This is a genomic window from Streptococcus sp. 3.1 (genome assembly GCF_016648915.1).
Classification (GTDB): domain Bacteria; phylum Bacillota; class Bacilli; order Lactobacillales; family Streptococcaceae; genus Streptococcus; species Streptococcus salivarius_E.
In genome coordinates, this window is sequence record NZ_JACLQV010000013.1 from 34,354 (window position 1) to 54,472 (window position 20,119).

General features: G+C 39.8%; 20 protein-coding genes. 17 read left to right on the top strand and 3 right to left on the bottom strand.

The genetic code is table 11. The features are described 5' to 3' along the window. Nucleotides 1-202 precede the first annotated feature (202 nt). Complete coding sequence (locus tag H7U02_RS08135; RefSeq protein ID WP_002884415.1) at nucleotides 203-400, top strand: hypothetical protein; 198 nt, start codon at nucleotides 203-205, stop codon at nucleotides 398-400. A 77-nt stretch (nucleotides 401-477) separates the two neighbouring features. Here H7U02_RS08135 and H7U02_RS08140 read toward each other — a convergent pair whose 3' ends face one another. Together H7U02_RS08140 and H7U02_RS08145 are read right to left on the bottom strand one after the other, a co-directional pair. After that, nucleotides 478-1,218: an amino acid ABC transporter ATP-binding protein gene (locus H7U02_RS08140; RefSeq protein WP_201043127.1), complete on the bottom strand. Its 741-nt coding sequence runs from the start codon at nucleotides 1,216-1,218 to the stop codon at nucleotides 478-480. After that, on the bottom strand, nucleotides 1,218-3,416 hold the full coding sequence (locus H7U02_RS08145; RefSeq protein ID WP_201043129.1) for an ABC transporter substrate-binding protein/permease: 2,199 nt from the start codon (nucleotides 3,414-3,416) through the stop codon (nucleotides 1,218-1,220). Before H7U02_RS08145 ends, H7U02_RS08140 begins: the two co-directional genes overlap by 1 nt. Nucleotides 3,417-3,615: 199 nt before the next feature. Between H7U02_RS08145 and H7U02_RS08150 the strand changes: the two genes are divergently transcribed. The 9 genes from H7U02_RS08150 (at nucleotide 3,616) to rpsU (ending at nucleotide 12,150) form a co-directional block, all read left to right on the top strand. Then, nucleotides 3,616-4,551, top strand: a complete 936-nt coding sequence (locus H7U02_RS08150; protein ID WP_201043131.1) for a CPBP family intramembrane glutamic endopeptidase — start codon at nucleotides 3,616-3,618, stop codon at nucleotides 4,549-4,551. A gap of 71 nt (nucleotides 4,552-4,622) precedes the next feature. Next, nucleotides 4,623-5,243 (top strand): hypothetical protein, encoded by a 621-nt coding sequence (locus tag H7U02_RS08155; protein ID WP_201043133.1) that lies wholly within the window; start codon nucleotides 4,623-4,625, stop codon nucleotides 5,241-5,243. Continuing rightward, entirely contained in the window at nucleotides 5,233-7,224 is a 1,992-nt protein-coding gene (uvrB, locus tag H7U02_RS08160; RefSeq protein WP_021143783.1) for an excinuclease ABC subunit UvrB, read from the top strand. Before H7U02_RS08155 ends, uvrB begins: the two co-directional genes overlap by 11 nt. A gap of 44 nt (nucleotides 7,225-7,268) precedes the next feature. Beyond that, the gene (locus H7U02_RS08165) at nucleotides 7,269-7,733 is read left to right on the top strand and encodes an 8-oxo-dGTP diphosphatase (RefSeq protein WP_060971812.1); all 465 of its coding nucleotides are present in this window, start codon (nucleotides 7,269-7,271) and stop codon (nucleotides 7,731-7,733) included. A 215-nt stretch (nucleotides 7,734-7,948) separates the two neighbouring features. Further along, the gene (locus tag H7U02_RS08170) at nucleotides 7,949-8,761 is read left to right on the top strand and encodes a transporter substrate-binding domain-containing protein (protein WP_201043135.1); all 813 of its coding nucleotides are present in this window, start codon (nucleotides 7,949-7,951) and stop codon (nucleotides 8,759-8,761) included. Between the two features lie 11 nt (nucleotides 8,762-8,772). Continuing rightward, a complete protein-coding gene (locus tag H7U02_RS08175) occupies nucleotides 8,773-9,570 on the top strand; it encodes a transporter substrate-binding domain-containing protein (protein WP_104021251.1) in 798 nt (265 codons plus the stop codon). Between the two features lie 244 nt (nucleotides 9,571-9,814). After that, nucleotides 9,815-10,924, top strand: a complete 1,110-nt coding sequence (locus tag H7U02_RS08180; RefSeq protein ID WP_002891480.1) for an aminotransferase — start codon at nucleotides 9,815-9,817, stop codon at nucleotides 10,922-10,924. Nucleotides 10,925-10,985: 61 nt separating this feature from the next. Then, the gene (locus H7U02_RS08185; protein WP_002886806.1) at nucleotides 10,986-11,780 is read left to right on the top strand and encodes an ABC transporter substrate-binding protein; all 795 of its coding nucleotides are present in this window, start codon (nucleotides 10,986-10,988) and stop codon (nucleotides 11,778-11,780) included. Between the two features lie 193 nt (nucleotides 11,781-11,973). After that, nucleotides 11,974-12,150 carry a 30S ribosomal protein S21 gene (rpsU, locus tag H7U02_RS08190; RefSeq protein ID WP_002884573.1) on the top strand — a complete coding sequence of 59 codons (177 nt, stop codon included), beginning with the start codon at nucleotides 11,974-11,976 and terminating at the stop codon, nucleotides 12,148-12,150. Nucleotides 12,151-12,309: 159 nt separating this feature from the next. On the opposite strand, the gene mscL is transcribed toward rpsU, so the two are convergent. Further along, a complete protein-coding gene (gene mscL / locus H7U02_RS08195; RefSeq protein WP_002884705.1) occupies nucleotides 12,310-12,690 on the bottom strand; it encodes a large conductance mechanosensitive channel protein MscL in 381 nt (126 codons plus the stop codon). A gap of 163 nt (nucleotides 12,691-12,853) precedes the next feature. Between mscL and dnaG the strand changes: the two genes are divergently transcribed. The 7 genes from dnaG (at nucleotide 12,854) to H7U02_RS08230 (ending at nucleotide 20,114) form a co-directional block, all read left to right on the top strand. After that, entirely contained in the window at nucleotides 12,854-14,665 is a 1,812-nt protein-coding gene (dnaG, locus tag H7U02_RS08200; RefSeq protein WP_060972641.1) for a DNA primase, read from the top strand. Nucleotides 14,666-14,668: 3 nt separating this feature from the next. Then, nucleotides 14,669-15,778 (top strand): RNA polymerase sigma factor RpoD, encoded by a 1,110-nt coding sequence (gene rpoD / locus H7U02_RS08205; protein ID WP_002884252.1) that lies wholly within the window; start codon nucleotides 14,669-14,671, stop codon nucleotides 15,776-15,778. A 53-nt stretch (nucleotides 15,779-15,831) separates the two neighbouring features. After that, nucleotides 15,832-16,167, top strand: a complete 336-nt coding sequence (locus H7U02_RS08210; protein WP_002891474.1) for a metal-sulfur cluster assembly factor — start codon at nucleotides 15,832-15,834, stop codon at nucleotides 16,165-16,167. Between the two features lie 10 nt (nucleotides 16,168-16,177). Next, nucleotides 16,178-17,104 (top strand): glycosyltransferase family 2 protein, encoded by a 927-nt coding sequence (locus H7U02_RS08215; protein ID WP_060972642.1) that lies wholly within the window; start codon nucleotides 16,178-16,180, stop codon nucleotides 17,102-17,104. Further along, on the top strand, nucleotides 17,082-18,416 hold the full coding sequence (locus tag H7U02_RS08220; RefSeq protein ID WP_227071900.1) for a DUF2142 domain-containing protein: 1,335 nt from the start codon (nucleotides 17,082-17,084) through the stop codon (nucleotides 18,414-18,416). The genes H7U02_RS08215 and H7U02_RS08220 overlap by 23 nt, the downstream gene beginning before the upstream one ends. A 74-nt stretch (nucleotides 18,417-18,490) precedes the next feature. After that, nucleotides 18,491-19,342, top strand: coding sequence for a dTDP-4-dehydrorhamnose reductase (gene rfbD, locus H7U02_RS08225; protein ID WP_060972644.1), 852 nt, complete (start codon nucleotides 18,491-18,493; stop codon nucleotides 19,340-19,342). Nucleotides 19,343-19,418: 76 nt separating this feature from the next. After that, nucleotides 19,419-20,114: a glycosyltransferase family 2 protein gene (locus H7U02_RS08230; RefSeq protein ID WP_171968083.1), complete on the top strand. Its 696-nt coding sequence runs from the start codon at nucleotides 19,419-19,421 to the stop codon at nucleotides 20,112-20,114. Nucleotides 20,115-20,119 lie beyond the last annotated feature (5 nt).

Genomic DNA, 20,119 nt, shown 5'->3' on the forward strand with positions numbered 1-20,119 from the left:
CTATGGCGTTCTGCCTATCAACCTCACTAACTGCGCAAAGTCGGTATAATCGACCGACTTTCCTTCGTGTCGTGACCGTGCAAGACTCTCTAAGTGCCAAGCACTTGATAGTCTACGGCAGCCGCTATGGCGGATTGCCTATCAACCTCACTAACTGCGCAAAGTCGGTGAAATATAAAAATATTGAAATAAGAGGTTTACAATGGGAGATAAACCGATATCCTTCAGGGATAAAGATGGGAACTTTGTTTCTGCGGCCGATGTTTGGAATCCAAAGAAACTTGAGGAACTCTTTACACGCTTAAATCCTAACCGAAAACTCCGTCTTGAGCGTGAACGTTTGGCTAGAGAAGAAGCAGCAAAACACCCTGAATTAAATGAAGAAACAGAGCAAGTCTAGCACTTGCTCTGTTTTTTTTTCTTATCCAAATTGGTAATCAAAAACAGCTACTCTAGCAAGAGTAACTGTTGTGATGATTAAGCGTTTAGAACCTTGTCCAAGAATTCTTTCAAACGTGGGTGTTGTGGGTTATCGAAGATTTGATCTGGCGTACCATCTTCGAGGAACTCACCGTCCGCAGTAAAGATTACTCGGTTGGCTACCTGACGGGCAAATCCCATTTCGTGAGTAACGATAATCATGGTCATACCTTGCTCTGCCAATTCTTTCATAACGTTAAGAACGTCTCCGACCATTTCGGGGTCAAGGGCAGAAGTAGGTTCGTCAAAGAGCATGATATCAGGATTCATCGCCAACCCACGTGCAATTGCCACACGTTGTTTTTGTCCACCTGACAAGCTATCAGGTGTAGCATCGGCTTTGTCAGCAAGTCCAACACGATCAAGAAGATCCATAGCTAATTTATCAGCTTCTTCCTTGTTTATACGTCCAAGTTCAACAGGTGCAAATGTTACGTTTTCAAGGACTGTCATGTGTGGGAAGAGGTTGAAATGTTGGAAGACCATCCCGATATTTTCACGGGCTTTGTCAAGATTTGTCTTAGGGTCTGATAATTCATAGCCATCAACGACTACTTTACCAGATGTCACTGTCTCAAGTAGGTTAAGCGTACGAAGGAAGGTTGATTTACCAGAACCTGAAGGACCGATGATACATACAACGTCACCTTCGTAGAATTTGGCGTCAATGCCTTTAAGGACTTCATTGTCGCCGTATGATTTGTGCAAGTCCTGCACATCGATTTTCAATTCAGCCATTATTTAAGTCTCTTTTCTAGTCGTTTAGCCAATTTCGTCAAGCATGTGATGATGACCAAGTAAAGGATGGCCAAGATTGCATACATACGGAATGATTGGTAGTTACGAGCAATGATGATTTTACCAGTTTGGAAAAGTTCAACCAAACCGATAGCTGATACGATAGTCGTATCTTTCAATGAGATAACAAATTGGTTGATGAAGTTTGGCAACATCAAGCGGACCGCCTGTGGCAAGATGACCTTACGCATTGTTGTATTGTAAGGAACACCCAAGCTTCGGCTGGCTTCCATCTGACCAATTGGGACAGCTTCGATACCACCACGTACAATTTCGGCAATGTAAGCACCACCGTTAAGTGAAAGGGCAATTGTCGCTGCCACAAAATCATTGATTGGTGACTGGTGACCAGTGATGTTTTCAATCAAGTTAGGAATACCCCAGTAGATGAAGGCTGCAACGATCATCAATGGGATACCACGAACCACGTCAACAAAGACTTGTGAAATCACACGAAGTGTCTTGTTTGGTGCAACTGCCATCATACCGAAGATAACACCGATAATCATGGCAATAGCAAATGAAAGAAGAGTCAAACCAAGGGTAATTCCAAGACCTTGGAGAAGTTGTTTGTAGTTGTTTTTAATCAAGCCTACGATGGTTGTTTCATCGGTAGCTTTTTTTGTGCTTCCTTCTTTTGATTTGTTGCTATCAAGGTATTTATTGATAATCTTATCGTAAGTACCATCTTTCACGATAGCAGCCAAACCATTGTTGAACATTTCAATCAACTCAGGATTAGCACCTTTTTTAACAGCAAAGCCGACTTCACCAGTAGCAATACCTTCAATTGGTGTTGTAAAGTTACGCCCTTGTTGGATAGCGTATAGAAGAACGGCTTCATCATCCATAAGAGCATCGATTGAACCAGAGTTCAAGCTGTCGTACATAGTAGAAGCTTCATCGTAAGCACGAACAGTAAAGCCATATTCACCAGCATGGTCTTCCAACCATGAGTAAGATGACGTACCATTTTTAGCTCCTACAGTCTTACCTTTGAGATCCTTGTAAGATTTAACCTTACTTCCTTTAGCTACAGCCAAACGAATGTTTGATGTGTAGTAAGGATCAGAGAAGTCAAAGATTTGTTTACGAGCATCAGTGATGGTCATACCAGCCAATACGGCATCAGCTTGGCTAGATTGTACAGCATTAAGTGATGCATCGAAACCAGGGTTTGTCAATTTGACATTGAAACCTTGGTTTTTAGCAATGGCATTGATGATATCGACATCGATACCTACATATTTACCTGAACCATTTTGGTATTCGAATGGAGCAAAAGATGAGTCCATTGAGATAGTGTAGGTTTCCTTAGCAGGAGTGGCTTTTGCGTTGGCATCACCAGTCAATTTAAGATCTGCTGAAGGTTTTGATGAAGAAGATTTTGATGAGTCACCCAACCATTTGTTCATGATTTTGTCGTAGGTGCCGTCATTCTTCATTTCCTTAAGAGCTTCGTTGAAATCTTTGATAAGATCTTCGTGTTTTCCACCTTTTTTAACAGCGAAAGCGAAGCTACCGATAGATTCAGGCTTAATGTTGATAGCGTAGTCTTTTCCTTGACCAATAGCGTATTTAACAACTGGTGTGTCGTCCATAGCTGCATCAACAGAACCAGAATCCAAGCTGTTGTTCATCAAGTCGCTAGTGTCAAAAGTTTTAACAGTGAAACCATATTTGCTAGCATTTTTATCAAGCCAAGTTTGAGAAGCGGTACCGTTTTTAACACCGACTGTTTTACCCTTCAATTGTTTGTAGTCGCTGACTTTATCGCTACTACGTGTGTAGATAACAATTGAGGTGTCGTAATAAGTGTCTGAGAAAGTAAAGACCTTCTTACGTGCGTCGGTAACAGTAGTACCGGCCATAAGGGCGTCAGCTTGGCCTGATTGAACAGCATTGACAGCTGCATCGAAACCAGGGAAGGTTTGGTTAACGTCCCAATTTTTACGTTTGGCAACTTCGTTGATGATATCAACGTCGATACCCTTGTAGGTCTGATCAGAATCTTTGAATTCAAATGGGGCATAGGCTGTATCTGAAACGACTGAGATAGTCTCGGCAGATACCTTAGCTCCGAAAACAAAGAAAACTGATATGACACTCAAGAAGAGTGTCAGAAGTTTTTTCTTCATTATAAAAAGTCTCCTTTATAAAATACCTTCCTATTCTATCAAAAAAAGGTCTTGTTATCAAACTTCTTGGAGTTTGATGTTAGGAAATATAACAAAGTTCGTTAGATATGAGAAGAGTTTTAGAAGAATTTGACAAGCTTGTGTCAATTAGTTACACTGTAATCGAATACATGTAAGATTTGTTACAGGAGCTAAAAAAATGAAGAAACGTATGCTTGAGAAATATACTAGCCTATATGATAAAGTCCCAAGTTGGCTGATGATTATGCTGTCCTGTTTTATTGCCTTTGGTTATTTCCTTATAAGTGGATTTCTATCAGGGATTGTTGTGGGAATTCCAATGGCTATTGTTCTTTCGTTCTTAGTATTAAATGGCAACATTCAGTTCCAAGATATAAATACGATTTCCTATAAATTGTTTTCAACCTTGTATTTTCAGTTGGGAGCCTTTGCCTTTACTGCCTTAGCTATCTTTTTCTGGGTTAAAGTTGTTGAAAAACGTCCCATTCGTACACTTGGATTTTTCAAGGGTCATATTTGGTTGAACTTGCTTAAGGGTTGGGGACTTGGAACTTTGCTCTTGTTAGTTAGTTTCCTTGGGACTTATTTACTAGGCGGTTTAGAATTTGTGAAGGTAGACTTTTCGCAGAAAACCCTCTTATACATACTTTCCCTAATACCTTTCTGGTTTATCCAAGGTGGAACCGAGGAACTGGTGACACGTGGTTGGTTGCTTCAGACGGTGACTAATAGATTGAACCTTTCTTGGGGAATTGCTATTTCAAGTTCTCTCTTTTCAATGCTACACTTGGGAAATCAAGGAGTTACCGCCTTGTCTCTAATCAGTATTGTTCTAGTGGGTGTTCTCATGGCTCTTTACATGCTCAAGACAGATAATATCTGGGGTGTTGCTGCCCTTCACGGTGCTTGGAACTTTGCGCAAGGAAATCTAGTTGGCGTGTCAGTTAGTGGACAGAATGCAGGCGGCAGCTTATTGCACTTTCAGGCCAGGTCAGGTGTACCTGATTGGTTGTCAGGTGGTGCCTTTGGTCTAGAAGGGAATATCGTTACCTGTGTGGTTCTGTTGGTAGGTATCATCATCCTTCGATTACAATTGAAGAAAGAAAACTTTTAAGGCTGAGTTCAAAAACTCGGTCTTTTTATTTCTGTGTTAAAATAGAAGAAAAGTTTGTAAAAGAGGAAGAGATGATAGTTAAGATTGAGCAAGGTATGATTTGGGTACAGATTGTCTATGGACTTATACTTCTTATCGCTTCCATCGGTTTATTCTGTTGTTTTCTTATAGATGATTATCGTTTTGGGAATTTTGTGGATAACTGTGTTGCCTTCCTCGTTTTACTAATATTTCTTCATGCTCTGACTAACTTAGTTGATGGTATTGTGAGACTTAAAGGTCATAAAAAAATTTTGGAAATTAACAATGATACCTTTATTTATTATGGAAGATTATGTGGACGGGTCACCTTTGAGATTCCGCTGTCTGAGATTGACTTGGTTATGAAGGATTGGTCAACGCCAATGGATGATGCCAAACACTCGTCGACTATATACTATATTCTAAAACGTATCGATGATTTCGGGAATATAAGGTCTTGGGAAAGGAAGAGGTATAGAGTTTTATACATTTTTTTCAAAGATAGTAAAACGGCCTTGAAATATGATAAAAAACTCGGTTATCAGACACGAAGAAAGCGCAAATACGTTGCTGAGACACGAATGATTCAAATTCCGCTTACAAGTGGAGAAATCTTCTCCGACCAAGAGATGAATGATTACATAAATGAAAGGAAAAACAATGATAGATAGAAAAGAAGACAACCAATTTCATTTGGTTTCTAAATATGAACCTTCTGGGGACCAACCTCAGGCCATTGAAGCCTTGGTTGATAATATAGAAGGTGGGGAAAAGGCTCAAATCCTAAAGGGAGCGACAGGGACAGGTAAGACCTATACCATGAGTCAGGTCATCCAGCGCGTGAATAAACCAACCTTGGTTATCGCCCATAATAAAACTTTGGCAGGTCAGCTTTACGGAGAATTCAAGGAGTTTTTCCCAGACAATGCTGTAGAATACTTCGTTTCCTACTATGATTTCTATCAGCCAGAGGCCTATGTACCATCATCAGATACCTATATCGAAAAAGATAGCTCTGTAAACGATGAAATTGATAAGCTACGACACTCAGCAACGTCGGCCCTCCTTGAGCGTAATGATGTTATCGTTGTGGCTTCTGTTTCTTGTATTTACGGTTTGGGTTCGCCCAAAGAATATGCCGATTCAGCGGTTAGTCTTCGTCCTGGTCAAGAAATTTCTCGAGATAAGTTGCTCAATGACCTGGTTGATATCCAGTTTGAGCGAAACGATATTGATTTCCAACGTGGGAAATTCCGTGTACGTGGTGATGTGGTCGAAATTTTTCCTGCCAGCCGTGATGAGCACGCCTTTCGTGTGGAATTTTTCGGTGATGAGATTGACCGCATCTGTGAGATTGAAAGTTTGACAGGACGCAATCTCGGTGAAGTCGAGCACCTCGTTCTTTTCCCGGCGACTCACTTTATGACCAATGAAGAGCATATGGAAGAAGCCATCAAGAATATTATGGAAGAGATGGAAGCCCAGGTTAAGCAATTTGAAGCTGAGGGTAAGCTCATCGAGGCTCAACGTATCCGCCAGAGGACTGAATACGATGTTGAAATGCTTCGTGAAATGGGCTACACCAATGGTGTTGAAAACTACTCACGACACATGGATGGACGTAAAGAAGGCGAGCCCCCCTTCACCTTGCTTGATTTCTTCCCAGAAGATTTCCTTATCATGATTGATGAAAGTCACATGACCATGGGTCAGATTAAGGGAATGTATAACGGAGACCAGGCTCGTAAGAAGATGTTGGTTGATTACGGTTTCCGTTTGCCATCGGCGCTTGACAACCGTCCACTTCGACGTGAAGAATTTGAGAGTCATGTTCATCAGATTGTCTATGTGTCTGCCACTCCAGGTGATTATGAGATGGAGCAAACTGAGACTGTCGTTGAGCAAATTATCCGTCCGACAGGGCTCCTTGATCCAGAAGTCGAAGTTCGTCCAACCATGGGACAAATGGATGACCTTCTTGGTGAAATTAATGCCCGTACTGAAAAAGGCGAGCGTGTCTTTGTAACAACTTTGACTAAGAAGATGGCTGAAGACTTGACTGACTATCTCAAGGAAATGGGTGTCAAGGTCAAATACATGCACTCTGACATTAAGACTCTAGAGCGTACTGAGATTATCCGTGACCTACGTTTGGGTGTCTTTGATGTTCTTATCGGTATTAACCTTCTTCGTGAGGGAATTGACGTTCCTGAAGTTAGTCTGGTTGCTATTTTGGATGCTGATAAGGAAGGCTTCCTTCGTAATGAACGTGGACTTATCCAAACAATCGGACGTGCTGCTCGAAATAGCGAAGGTCACGTTATCATGTATGCGGATAAGATTACAGAGTCTATGCAGAAGGCCATGGATGAAACGGCTCGTCGCCGTGAAATCCAGATGGCCTATAATAAGGAGCATGGCATTGTTCCACAAACGATTAAGAAAGAAATTCGTGACCTTATTTCGATTACCAAGGCTAATGAAGCAGAAGTAGCAGAGGATACTGTGGACTACAGTGCCATGAACAAGAAAGAACGCCAAGAAGCCATCAAGAAACTTCAAAAACAAATGCACGAAGCAGCAGAACTGCTTGACTTTGAATTGGCGGCTCAAATCCGTGATATGGTTCTTGAGCTGAAGAGTATGGATTAAGGCTAGTTACATCACTTAGGCATTATAAGTAAGAAAGGAAATATATGTCACGTTCACAAGCAACTATTTTAACCAATATGTGTCTCATCGAAGATGGCCGTGGAAATATCGTCATGCAAATCCGCGATCCAAAGCGTTATTACTGGTCGGGAGCAGCCCTACCCGGTGGCCATATCGAAGCACATGAAGGTCTGGTAGAATCAGTTATCCGTGAGGTTGAAGAAGAAACTGGCTTGACCATCAAAAACCCTAAATTAGTTGGTATGAAGCATTTTTACACGACAGATGATGAGCGTTATCTAGTATTCCTTTATAGAACTTCGGATTTTGAAGGAAAAATCCATTCAACAGAGGAAGGCGAAGTTCGTTGGGTTGCTCGAGAGGAGGTAGCTAATATGGATTTAGCTTATGACATGCTCAATCTGCTACGTGTCTTTGAAGAAGACAATCTCTCAGAACTTTTCTATCGGGAGCGACTCGAAAATGACTTTATCCGAGAATTTTGGTAAGAATATGAACTATTTATTCAAATGAATGAATAGTTTTTTTGTCGTTAAAATCAGATAGGAGAGCTTTAAATAAGTAATTTTTAGATTTTGTAATGACGATAAAATTAATAAAAATGAAAACTTTAATCAATAAAAGTTCATTTTTTCATTGACAAATGCATAATAATGCATTATTATACTTACATAAGTTAATAAATATAGAAAAGAGATTGATTATGAAAACATGGAAAAAACTTTTGTTGGGATTTGCAGGGATCTTTGCTTTGACGACTTTAGCAGCTTGTTCTTCGTCGAAGGACACTTTGGAAAAGGTACAAGATAAAGGAACTTTGACAGTTGCTCTTAATCCACACTTTGCTCCTTTTGAATTCAAGACAATCCAAAATGGTAAGGATACGATTGTTGGGGCAGATGTTGAAATTGCTAAGGCCATTGCAGATGAGCTTGGTGTAAAAGTTAAATTCTCTGAAATGTCTTTTGATAATGTCTTAGCCAATGTTCAATCTGGTAAGGCAGACATCGCCATTTCTGGTATCTCAGCCACTAAAGAACGTCAGAAAATTTTCGACTTCTCAGATACTTACTATGAGTCTGAAACGGTGCTTGTTGTCAAAAAAGATGCGACAGGAACTTACAAACAAACAGGTGATTTTGCTAAAAAATCTGTAGCTGTTCAAAAAGGTTCTATTCAAGAAAATATCGCCAAAGCCAACTTGTCAGATGCCAATGTGGTATCCTTGGCGCAACCTGGCGAAGCCATCAATGAATTGAAGTCTGGTCAAGTTGAAGGAGTAGTTCTTGAAAAGGCCATTGCAAAAGGTTATGTAGACCAAAACAGCGACCTAGCTGTGTCAGACATCGCGCTCAAGTCTGATTCAAAAGATGCCTATGCTGTAGCAATGCCTAAAGGAAGCGATAAGCTAAAAGAAAAGGTTAATAAGGTTATCGCTAAACTCAAAAAAGAAGGTAAGATTGACAGCTATGTTCAAGATGCCTACACTCTTTCACTTAAGAGTTCTAGCAAATAAGGAGTTATCATATGAAGAAATTTTGGTTTATCCTTACAGCTCTAGTCGCTACCTGCTTTCTAGTTGCTTGTAGCGGAAGTCAGGGAGTAAGTCCTAAAACGATTAAGGAAAAGAAGAAAATTGTCGTGGCAACAGAATCAGAATTTGCACCATTTGAGTTCAAATCATTGGTTAACGGTAAAGATACGCTAGTTGGAGCAGACATCGAGTTGGCCAAAGCTATCGGTGAAAAACTCGGCGTAAAGGTTGAATTTTCCGTGATGTCTTTTGATAATGTTCTTGCCAACGTGCAAAGTGGTAAAGCGGATATCGCCATTGCAGGGATTTCGGTGACAGATGAACGTAAGAAGGTTTATGATTTTTCAGACAGCTACTATACGTCAGAAAATGTAGTGATTGTCAAAAAAGACAAGGTAAATGACTATACAAGCACTGATAGTCTCGCAAAACAAACTGTCGGTACGCAAAAAGGGTCTGTTCAAGAAACCGTTGCTAAGAAACAAATTTCTAAGGCAAGTGTCGTATCACTGGCTTCAAATGGCGAAATGATTAATGAACTCAAGTCAGGACAGCTTCAAGCAGTTGTACTTGAGAAGGCCATTGCAGAAGGTTATATCGCTCAAAATGATGATTTAACCCTTGCCAACTTTAACCTCAAGTCAGACGGTTCAGATGCTTATGCAGTGGCAACACGTAAGGGGTCAGATGACTTGCTTAAAGAAATCAATGCCGTCATCAAAGAGACTAAAGACTCTGGAAAATTTGACCAATGGTTAAAAGAAGCATCAACCTACAAACAAAGTAAGTAAATTAAAAACTTCTGAGCACCTGAAACGAGTCAAATTCAGGTGCTTTCATCAACGGCGGAAAGTCTCATTTGGTGTTGGCTTTGCTCACTCAAGGAGAGTCGCCAAAAATTCTTAAATCTAAATGGGGCAATACCCCATTTTTTATTGAATTCTCTGCTAAAAACAGTTATTATCAAAGTAGGTAAGTTTGTCAAAATAGACAAATGACATCGTATAGAGTGCTTAAGAAAAGCAAGGAGAAACTATGAAGCTACCACGTTTTGGTGTTGAAGAATGGCTGAATGTCCATGAAAAGTCTGCCATATATGATATCGCAGGAGTTTCAATTAAGGCCCTCACAATGGAAGAATTATTTGACTTATCAGGCCTTGATAAGGAAGCCTTTTTTGCTCAACTACTAAAGAAAAAGATGGATTACGGCTGGATTGAAGGGGCACCAGAGTTCAAAACTCAAGTGTCTAGCTTATACAAGGACATGCCGGTTGATAATATCCTCCAAACTAATGGGGCTACAGGAGCGACGATGCTAGCTCTTTATGCGCTTATTGAGCCTGAGGACCATGTCATTTCCATGTATCCAACTTATCAGCAGCTCTATGACATTCCTAAGTCACTAGGAGCAGATGTGGACCTCTGGGAGATTGAGGAGGACAATAACTGGTTGCCTGATTTGGACCAACTTCGCCGTCTGATTCACCCAAATACCAAGATGATCTGCATTAACAATGCCAACAATCCTACTGGTGCCCTTATGGATACTGCTTACCTTGAGGAGCTTGTGACTATCGCTAAAGAAGTAGACGCCTATATCTTCTCAGATGAGGTCTATCGCAGTTTTGACCAACCTGCACCTTCTATTGTGGATTTGTATGAAAAGGGCATTGCCGTCAACAGTCTTTCAAAGACCTATTCCATTCCTGGTATTCGTGTGGGTTGGGTAGCTTCTAACACTGAGGTAGCGGACATTCTACGTGACTACCGCGACTACACGATGATTTGTGCTGGAGTCTTTGATGATATGGTGGCTACCCTTGTCTTGGAAAATAAAGAGGCCATCTTGAAACGCAACCGTCAGATTGTAGAGGAAAATCTCGCCCTTATGGATGCCTGGATTGCCAAAGAGCCTAAGGCGTCTTGGGTTAGGCCTGCTAGTGTGTCAACTTCCTTCGTCAAATTAGATGTGAATCGTCCTATCGAAGATTTTGCCTTAGAGCTTCTTCAGGACTATGGTGTGCTTGTGGTTCCAGGGAACCGTTTTGACAAGGAGTCCCATGTCCGCATCGGTTATTGTTGTGATAAGGAAGTCCTTCAAAAGGGCTTAGAAAAACTGTCGCAATTTCTTAATAAATGTTGACAATACCACTAATTTTAAGTAAAATAAACGAGCAAAAATTATATTTATACAGGAGTTTCTTATGAAAAAACTATTCCTTGGAGCCATGGCTCTCCTTGCTGCTGTTACCTTGGTAGCATGTGGGTCAAAAAAAGACGCTTACGAATCTATTAAAGAAAATAAAAAACTTGTCGTGGCTGTCAGTCCAGACTATGCACCATTTGAGTTCAAAACTTTGGTAGACGGTAAAGACCAAGTTGTCGGTTCAGACATCAAATTGGCACAAGCTATCGCTGATGAACTTGGGGTTAAACTTGAAGTGACAACAATGAGCTTTGACAATGTCCTTTCTAGCCTTCAAGCTGGTAAGGCTGATATTGCCATCTCTGGTATCTCAGTGACTGATGAACGTAAGAAAACCTTCGATTTCTCAGATCCTTACTACGAAACACAAAATGCTATCATCGTTCGTAAAGATCAAGAATCTACCTACTCAAGCTTAGATGCTTTCAAGGGTAAAAAAGTAGCTGTTCAAAAAGGTACTATCGAAGAAGGCCTTGCTAAGAAACAGTTGAAAGACTCAACAGTCGTATCACTTACAGCAATGGGTGAAGCTATTAACGAAGTTAAGTCTGGCCAAGTTGATGCTGTTGACCTTGAAAAACCAGTAGCAGAAGGTTACGTGGCACAAAATCCAGATTTGGCTTTGGCAAGTGTTGCCCTCAAAGTTGACGATGGTGATGCTAAAGCAGTCGCTATGGCTAAAGGCAATGACAAATTGAAAGAAGCAGTAAACAAGGTTATCAAGAAATTGAAAGACAACGGTACTTACGACGAGTACATCAAGGATGCTTCTAAATATACAGCAGTTGAATAAAAGAGAGACTAGAGGATGACTCCTCTAGTTTTTTGTATGGCGAAGCCTCTGATAATCTCCAATAAGATTTAGAAAATAGCCTTGATGTCAAAAAATCTCAAACTTAAAATATATTTCTTGACAGAAAAAGACGAGTCTTGTATACTTGAATAGAACGTGTAAAATGTTACATTATCTTGAGGAGGTGAATTCAATGTCAAAAACAGTAGTACGTAAAAACGAATCACTTGACGACGCTCTTCGTCGTTTCAAACGTTCTGTGACTAAAGCTGGTACTCTTCAAGAGGCTCGTAAACGTGAACATTACGAAAAACCTTCTGTAAAACGTAAACGTAAATCAGAGGCAGCTCGCAAACGTAAAAAATTCTAATTAAGAATGAAATTAACAGAAAAATCTTGAGTCTTCTCAAGTTTTTTTCTTTTTATCGAATAAATAAGTCAGTTAGTAGTCCTGAGATACAAAAAAAATAAGACATCTGAGATTTCAGACGTCTTAAGTTTTATATGTTTTTAGTTGAACAAATAAAGATTATTTGTTTGCAAGAAGATCACGGATTTCAGCGAGCAATTCTTCTTGTGATGGACCTGCTGCTTCAGCAGCATCCTCAGCTTCTTTTTTGCTAAGAGCTGTTGCTTTGCTAGCAGCTTTAACAACGAAGAAGAGAGTAGTACCAACGATGATGAAGTTGATAACTGCGCTCAAGAAGCTACCGTATGCGATACCGTTCCATGACAATTTAGAAAGGTTCTCAACGTTAGCGGCCTTAACAACTGGGTTAAGGATAAGTGGTGTGATGATATCACCAACAAGTGAAGTGATAATAGCGTTGAAAGCAGCCCCCATAACAACGGCTACAGCGAGGTCAAGGACGTTACCCTTGAACAAAAAGTCTTTAAGTTCTTTAATCATTTTGACAATGAATCCTTTCTTTTATTTACTTCTAATAGTTTATCTGATTTTGTAAATCTTGACAAGAGATTTGCTCATGAAAAAATCGATTTTATTTTACTTTCATTTTTCATCGTGTTATAATTAGGGGTAATGCAATTATGGTAAGATAGGGGGCGATTAGATGGTAATTGATAAAGCTTTAATAGAAGATATTAAGAGTAGTACCAATATCGTCGACGTGATTGGTGAAGTTGTCAGTCTTAATCGCGCAGGTCGTAATTACCTTGGCTTATGCCCCTTCCATAAGGAAAAAACTCCCTCATTCAACGTTATTGAGGATAGGCAGTTTTACCATTGCTTTGGTTGTGGCAAGTCTGGCGATGTCTTCAAATTTTTAGAAGAATATCGTCAGATTTCTTTCCAAGAAAGTGTCAAGGTTCTGGCAGACCGCTTAGGTATTGCAGTTACGATAGATGCACCAAGACAGGCTCAGCAGCAGAATTCTCCTAATCAAGCTTTCTATGATCTTCATGAGGATGCGCTGAAGTTTTATCACGCAGTCTTGATGACGACTAAGATAGGAGAAGCAGCGCGTGCCTACCTCTATGAACGTGGCATGACTGACGATTTACTTAAGACCTTCCAGATTGGTCTAGCCCCTGACGAACCAGATTACCTCTATCAGTCTGTATCAAAAAAATATGACGAAGAGGTACTGACAGAATCAGGTCTTTTTAATCTTTCTGAAAGTAATCGTCTTTTCGATACCTTTAAAAATCGAATCATGTTCCCGCTTAAAAATGAGTTTGGAAAGACCATCGGTTTTTCAGGGCGTGTTTGGACTAAGGAAGATATTGAAAAAGGACAAGCCAAGTACAAAAATACAAGGGCTACCCGCATTTTCAATAAATCTTATGAACTCTACCACCTCAATCAGGCTAAGCCAGTGATACAGAAAACCCATGAGGTCTATCTGATGGAAGGGTTCATGGATGTTATTGCGGCCTATAGAGCTGGGCATGTTAATGCAGTGGCTTCTATGGGAACGGCTTTGACTCCTGAGCATGTCAATCGTCTTCGTAAGTTAACCAAGAAAATTGTTCTTACCTATGATGGTGATAAGGCTGGGCAAAATGCGATTGCCAAGTCTCTTGAGCTTTTATCGGATTTTCAAGTCGATATTGTTAAAATTCCAGATAATATGGACCCTGATGAATATCTACAGAAAACATCTGAAGAGGCTTTGGGTAAACTCTTGGTCGAATCCCGCATTTCAGATGTGGAATTTTGGATAGGACAGCTCAAGCCTGCCAATGTAGACAATCTTCAAGCAGAGATTGCCTATGTCGAGCAGATTGCTAAGATTATTGCCAAGTCACCTTCTGTAACGGCACAAAATTCCTACATTTCCAAGGTGGCTGACCTTCTGCCAGACTTTGATTTTTTCCAAGTCGAGCAAGCGGTCAATAACGAACGATTGACTATGAGGAATCAGCAGACGGCTCAATTATCGGCTGCTAGTAATAGTGCTTATGAGTCTTCAGCGTCAGGATTCAGAGGGACGGTCAAACTACCTTCTACACCTAAGATTACAGGCCTTCGTCGAGCGGAAAACCAACTCTTCCATCGCATGTTAAATCATCCGATGATTTTGAATGACTATCGCATGAGAGAGGAGTTTTTCTTCCAAACACCTGAGTTAGAGGAGCTCTATCATATTCTGAAGCAAGATGGTCAAATCGATACGGTGGCCTTGTCTGTACTTTCTCAAGAGGTGCAAACAGCCTATTATCAGGTTTTAGAGGAGATTTTGCCACCTGAAACCAGTTTAGAGGAAGTCCAGGCTATTGAAGAGCGTAGAAATCATTTTCTGAGGGAACAGGACTTCCGTAGGCAAAGTAAACAAATAAGAGAATCAAGTAACCACGGTGATGTGGATGCAGCGGTAGAAGCGCTGCAAATGCTCATCGACCAAAAACGAGATATGGAGTAACACATGGCAAAGAAAAAACAAAATACAGCATTTAACGTTCAAGTCGCTGATTTCATCCGTAACCACAAAAAGGCTGGTACAGCAATTGATGATGAAGTCACAGAGAAACTAGTTATCCCATTTGTTCTTGATGCTGATGGGATTGATGACCTTTTGGAACGTTTGACAGACGGTGGTATCTCTATCACTGATAAGGACGGAAATCCTTCATCTAAATATGTTGTTGAAGCCCCAAAACCAGAAGAATTGACAGACGAGGAGCTTCTTGGTTCAAACTCAGCTAAGGTCAATGACCCTGTTCGTATGTACCTCAAAGAGATTGGGGTAGTTCCTCTCTTGAGTAACGAAGAGGAAAAAGAATTGGCTATCGCTGTTGAAAATGGTGACTTGGAAGCGAAACAACGTTTGGCAGAAGCTAACCTTCGTTTGGTAGTCTCAATTGCTAAACGTTATGTGGGACGTGGTATGCAGTTCTTGGACTTGATTCAAGAAGGTAATATGGGGCTTATGAAAGCCGTTGATAAATTTGACTACTCTAAAGGTTTCAAATTCTCAACTTATGCGACATGGTGGATTCGTCAAGCAATCACTCGTGCCATCGCAGACCAAGCACGTACCATCCGTATCCCAGTTCACATGGTTGAAACTATCAATAAATTGGTCCGTGAACAACGTAACCTCTTGCAAGAGTTGGGACAAGACCCAACACCTGAACAAATTGCAGAACGTATGGATATGACTCCAGATAAGGTTCGTGAAATCCTTAAGATTGCTCAAGAGCCAGTTTCTCTTGAAACACCTATCGGTGAAGAAGATGATAGCCATTTGGGTGACTTTATCGAGGATGAAGTTATCGAAAATCCAGTAGATTACACAACTCGTGTGGTTCTTCGTGAACAATTGGATGAAGTGCTTGATACCCTTACAGACCGTGAAGAAAACGTTCTACGTCTCCGTTTTGGTCTTGACGATGGGAAGATGCGTACTTTGGAAGATGTTGGTAAAGTCTTCAACGTTACTCGTGAACGTATTCGTCAGATTGAAGCTAAAGCCCTTCGTAAATTGCGCCACCCAAGCCGTAGTAAACAACTTAAAGACTTTATTGAAGACTAAGATAGTAAATGGAAGGGGCCTGATTATTAGGTCCTGATTTTGGAGGAAAAGCTATGTCTGAAGTAAAATACACTGAAGAAGAAATTGAAAAAATCAAAGACCGTATCTTGGAAGCCTTAGAAATGGTCATTGACCCAGAGTTGGGGATTGATATTGTCAATCTTGGCCTTATTTACGATATTCGTTTCCAGCAAGATGGCTATACTGAAATCGACATGACCTTGACGACTATGGGCTGTCCTTTGGCAGATCTTTTGACAGACCAAATTTATGACGCTATGAAAGAAGTGCCTGAAGTCACTAAGACTGAGGTCAAGTTGGTCTGGACACCAGCATGGACTATCGAAAAAATGAGCCGTTATGCCCGTATCGCCCTAGGTATTCGTTAGGAGAAGGCTTATGAAAACACTGGCTATCGTTGTTCCTTGTTATAACGAGGAAGAGACCATCCATCCTTTTTTAGAGGCTTGTCAGGCAGTTGAACGACAAATGACCAATCAGTTGACTTTCAACTATTATTTTGTCAATGACGGTTCAAAAGATCGCACCTTAGAAGTTCTGAGACAGGTTTCAAAACAATTTGAAAATGTTCACTATCTCTCTTTCTCTCGTAATTTTGGGAAGGAAGCAGGCTTACTTGCAGGCCTTGAAGCAGCTGAAGGCGACTACGTCACAGTTATGGATGCCGATCTTCAGGATCCACCTGAACTTCTCATCGAGATGTATGCCAAAATCCAAGAAGGTTACGACGTTGTCGGGACACGACGTGCTGACCGCAAGGGTGAGCCACCTATTCGTTCACTCTTTGCTAAGGCCTTTTATTGGTTGATTAATAAAGTTTCTGACACAGAAATGGTAGACGGGGCGCGTGATTTCCGCTTGATGACTCGTCAAGTCGTTGATGCCATCCTTGAGCTCAAGGAAGTGAACCGCTTTTCAAAAGGGCTCTTTTCTTGGGTCGGCTTTGATGTGGCCTACGTCTCTTATGAAAATCGTGAACGTGTAGCAGGAGAAACCTCATGGTCTTTCTGGAGCCTATTGAGCTATTCACTTGATGGCTTTATCAACTTCTCAGAAGTACCGTTGAAGCTTGCCACATGGGCAGGAACCTTCTCATTCTTAATCTCTTTGGTTGGAATTGTCTTTGTCGTTATCCGAAAACTAACTATAGGTGGGAGTGTTGCAGGCTGGGCAAGCCTCGTCTCAATCATCCTCTTTATCGGAGGAATCCAACTCTTAGCCTTGGGAATCATCGGGAACTACATTTCAAAGATTTTCCTAGAAACCAAGAAACGGCCAGTGTATGTTATTAAAGAAAAAGGGTGAAGGAATGAGTGAAAAAAAGAAAACAATTAACGCCTTTATGTTAATTGTTCTTTTGTTTGGTCTAATATCATTGTTTGCAGCTTATCCTCTTTCAAATGGGGATGAAGGCTTCCATATGGCAAAAAGTTATTCTATGTTTTCCGAGACATTTCCTAGGGAGACCTCGGAAAAAAAATTAAGAGAAATTGAACTTATTGCTATTAGCCAACCTAAACAAATTTCTATAAGAAAATTTTATGGTGAAAAGATTAAAAGTGTTGCCAATGATGGAATTAAATTTAATGTTTTAACCGATCAAAATCTAACATCAAAAATAGATGTTGGGCATTTTATCCCCGCAATTGGTTTACTTATAGGAAGGATAGTTTATCCAAGTTATGGTGTAATGCTATTTTCTGCTAGATTATTTAATTTAATCTTCTTTTTGGGAGGAATGTATCTAATTTTTAGAAGGGCTAAGTTTGATCATCTGATTTTCTTGATGATATTTACTGTTCCTTTTATGCAAAAAATAGCTAGTCCATCATATGATATCTTTGCGTTTCTTGCTGTAGCAGCCTTTGGGACAAATTTCTTGTATTTGAGTCAGTTAAAAAAAGTATCAGATGTAAGGAAAGAAGATGTTGTTTATACAGTAATGACTATAGCATTGATTTTGTTAACAAAACTTAACTATATTTTTGCTTTACCAGTATTATTGGGGATTCCAATAGTATATAATCCTATATTATCAGCACTTAAACGTTGTTCTAGAATATCAAGAGTGTTATTAGCAATTGTAACTAGTTTATTATTCTTAACAGTTGTTTTATTTGTTCACAGAGTCTATAATATTCCCGATTTGATAAAAGTATTTTTCAATAATTACTTTAATGTTGCAACTATGGGTGGGAGGGGTGCAACATTATTCTCTGTAGTTCAGGATAATCTTCCGGATATAGTGAATATCTGTTGGATTGTTTGTTTAGTATTAGTAATGATGTCAACTCAAAAGAGTGGATACAGACTACCTACTGCTCTAGCTGGTCTAATAGTTTATCTATTAAATTGGTTTGGTATATTTTTAGGCTTTTATAGCTCACATCCTGAACATTTTTCTTTTGATGATCTGACAGGTAGATATTTACATGCATACATTATTTTTCTTATACCATTGATGTCCTGGTTAGGAATGAAAATGAATTTTAAAATATCCCCAAAAGCTAAGTATTATATTGCTATTTTTTCAACATCCAGTGTTTTAATATTATATTTAATTACAATTGTCTATAGAGGATTTATCTTAGGGATTACACCTGCGTGGAAAAACTAAGGATGAAAGCAGATTTTTTCTGCTTTTTTTGTTAAAATGAAACTGACATTATTGGAAACTACAAGGAGAAAAATATGATTCTAGTAACAGGTGCAAATGGTCAACTCGGAACTGAGCTTCGTCACCTTCTTGACGAACGTAACGAAGAATATGTAGCAGTAGATGTGGCAGAAATGGACATCACAGATGCTGCCAAAGTAGATGAAGTTTTTGCGGAAGTAAAACCAACCTTGGTTTATCACTGTGCTGCTTACACAGCTGTTGATGCTGCTGAAGATGAAGGTAAAGAGCTTGACTATGCTATCAACGTGACAGGTACTGAAAATGTCGCTAAGGCTGCTGAAAAACATGGTGCAACGCTAGTTTATATTTCAACAGACTACGTTTTCGATGGTGAAAAACCAGTCGGTCAAGAGTGGGAAGTTGATGACAAACCAGATCCACAGACAGAGTACGGTCGTACAAAACGTATGGGTGAAGAGTTAGTTGAAAAACATGTTTCAAGCTACTACATTATCCGTACAGCTTGGGTGTTCGGTAACTATGGTAAGAACTTTGTCTTCACCATGCAAAATCTTGCCAAGACTCACAAGACACTTACAGTTGTTAATGACCAACATGGTCGTCCAACTTGGACACGTACATTGGCAGAGTTTATGACTTATTTGGCTGAAAACCGGAAGGAATACGGTTACTATCACCTGTCAAATGATGCAGCAGAAGATACAACTTGGTACGACTTTGCGGTTGAAATCCTCAAAGAGACTGATGTTGAAGTGAAGCCTGTAGATTCAAGTCAATTCCCAGCTAAAGCTAAACGCCCTCTTAACTCAACAATGAGTTTGGCTAAGGCTAAGGCTACTGGATTTGTCATCCCAACATGGCAAGATGCTTTGAAAGAGTTTTACAAACAAGAAGTGAAATAAAAACCAAGGTCAGTTGAATTAATCTGAAATATATTTGGCTGCCCTTTTTCAATAGAGTTTTCAGGAGAAACTACGTATAAAAATGTCAGATTTACTCATTATTATCCCAGCCTATAACGAAGAAGGCTCAATTGAAAATGTTGTTAACAACATCATTCAAAACTATCCTCAATATGACTACGTTATTATCAATGACGGTTCCCGTGATAAAACTTCACAAATTTGCCATGAGAATCATTACAATATTGTTGATTTGCCAGTGAATCTCGGTCTTGCTGGGGCTTTTCAAACAGGTTTAAGATATGCATATGAGCATGGTTATAAAAAAGCGGTGCAATTTGATGCTGATGGTCAACACTTACCTGAATATATTCAAAGTTTGGAAGAGAAAATCAATGATGGCTTTGATTTAGTTATTGGTTCTAGATTTGTTACAGAGAAACGACCAAATTCTTTACGAATGTTAGGAAATATCTTGATAAGTTCAGCCATCAAACTTACCACTGGTAAAACAATCAAGGATCCAACTTCAGGAATGAGAATGTTCTCAGAAGATTTAATTAAAGAGTTTGCACTTAATATTAACTATGGTCCAGAGCCAGATACCGTTTCTTATCTCATCCGTAATGGTGTAAAAGTTGCGGAAGCACAAGTTAGAATGGAAGATAGACAAGCGGGAGAAAGTTATTTGACTCTCTCTCGTTCGATTAAATATATGACTCATATGTTTGTGTCAATCCTACTTATTCAAAACTTTAGAAAGAGAGGCTAGACTCC